Source organism: Actinocorallia lasiicapitis (genome assembly GCF_054778695.1).
Genome location: NZ_BAAGZI010000652.1, coordinates 1 through 1,858 on the forward strand (window position 1 = coordinate 1; position 1,858 = coordinate 1,858).

Consider the following 1,858-nt stretch of genomic DNA (forward strand, 5'->3'; position numbering starts at 1 on the left):
GCTCGGCAGCGGCAGCTCCGCGCCGAACACCGGCAGCGCGCCGACCGGCAGCTCGGCCGTGAACAGTTCGCCGTCGCGCGCCACCGGGAACACGACCTCCCGGCCGCTGCGCCGCTCCCGCAGCACCACCTCGGCCAGCCCGCCCCGTCCCGCCAGCTCCAGCACCCCGTCCCGCCAGCGCAGCGCGGTGATGTAGGAGCCGGAATCCGGCCGCAGATAGGGGCGGATCAGCCGTTTGACGGCGGTCAGCATGAAGACCCTCCAAGGAGTCGGGCGACGACGCGGGCGGCGGCGGAACCGTCGTCCTGCGGGCAGTAGCGCTCGACGAACGCGTCGTAGCGGGGGGCGTGGGCGGCGGCCTGCGGGTCGGCGCGGAGCGCGTCGAACAGCTCGTCGGCCGTGCGGAGCACCGGGCCGGGGGCCTCGAAATCGAGATAGAAGCCGCGGACCTCGTCGCGGTAGCGCTCCAGGTCGTAGGCGAAGAAGAACATCGGACGGCGGGTGGACGCGAAATCGAACATCGCCGACGAGTAGTCGGTGATCAACGCGTCGGCGACCAGGTACAGGTCGGTGATGTCGGGATAGGCGGTGACGTCGACGACGCCCGCGCCGGGCGCGAACCGCGGCCGGTCGGTGACCAGGTAGTGGGTGCGGAACAGCACCACATGGTCGTCGCCGAGCACCTGGGCGAGCCGGTTCAGGTCGAGTTCGCGGCGGAAACCGCGCTTGCCGATCGCGGCGTGCAGATCGTCGCGCCAGGTCGGCGCGTACAGGACCGCCTTCTTGCCGGGCGGGATGCCGAGCCTGGCCCTGACCTCGGCGGCCCGGCGCGGCGCGTCTGGATGGTGGAGGGCGTCGTTGCGCGGGTAGCCGCTGACGGTGATCTCGCCGTCGTACCGGAACGCACTGCGGAACAGAGGCACCGAGAACTCGTTCTGGGCGAGGAGCAGATCCCACTGCGGGACGTCGTTCTCCATCCAGTCCAGGCCCTCGGTCCGCTTGTACGGCATCTGCCTGAGGTCGTGGCCGAGTTTCTTGAGCGGGGTGCCGTGCCAGCACTGCAGATAGGTCTGGCCTGGACGCTTGGTGTACCAGGGCTCCTGGGAGAAGTTCCCGACCAGGTAGCGGGCTCCTGCGACGGCGTCGTAGTGCTCGTGGCTGCCCGACAGGACGGTTCTGGCGCCGTCCGGGGCGGGGAAGCGCGCGTCGGCGCTCACCCAGACGCAGTCGACGCCCGTCTCCCGGCGGCGCAGCTCCTCGAAGATCCCGCGCGGGTTGCAGGAGTACTGGCGGCCCCGGTAGGCGTCGAAGACGGCCAGCTCCCGCACCGGCTGGGCCCGGCGTGCCGGGTAGAAGTCCTGCTGGAGGCGGCGCTGGGCGTAGGGTCCCCGCTCGTCGGGGCGCAGGGCCGTCCGGACGCGCAGCGCCAGCCGGGCGCCTTTCTGCGGCATCGCCTCGTAGTCGTGGCGGCCGGATCTGCGGGGGCCAGGCAGCCCGGCGAGCGCTTCGCGGGCGACGAGCACGGGGGTCTCCCCCGCCAGCACCCGCCAGACGCCCTGCCCGACGGGGACGTCCGCGCCGAACAGCGGCATCGCGGCGGGCCTGAACTCGGCGGTGAACCCCGTGTCCGACCAGTCGAGGGTGATCGCGTGCTCCTCGGCCGAGCGGTTGCGGCGCAGCACCAGCCGGGACGGCCGCCGGTCGCCGCCGCTCCAGGTGCCCGTCAGCCGGAGCGTGCCGTCATCGGTCCAGCACAGCTCCCGGACGACGGGGTGGGGTTCGCGGACCAGCGCGACGAACGTGCCGTAGCGGGTGCGGGTGAGCGCGAGTTCGCCGCCGTCCACCGCGAGCTCGGCGT

General features: G+C 72.7%; 2 protein-coding genes. Both read right to left on the reverse strand.

Features of this window, described 5'->3' with window-relative positions; translation table 11 throughout:
- Nucleotides 1-252, reverse strand: a 252-nt coding sequence (locus tag ACYVE7_RS33385) for a hypothetical protein (protein ID WP_460370488.1), incomplete at its 3' end; no start/stop codon positions are given.
- Nucleotides 246-1,858, reverse strand: a 1,613-nt coding sequence (locus ACYVE7_RS33390) for a CDP-glycerol glycerophosphotransferase family protein (protein ID WP_460370489.1), incomplete at its 5' end; no start/stop codon positions are given. The genes ACYVE7_RS33385 and ACYVE7_RS33390, both read right to left, overlap by 7 nt.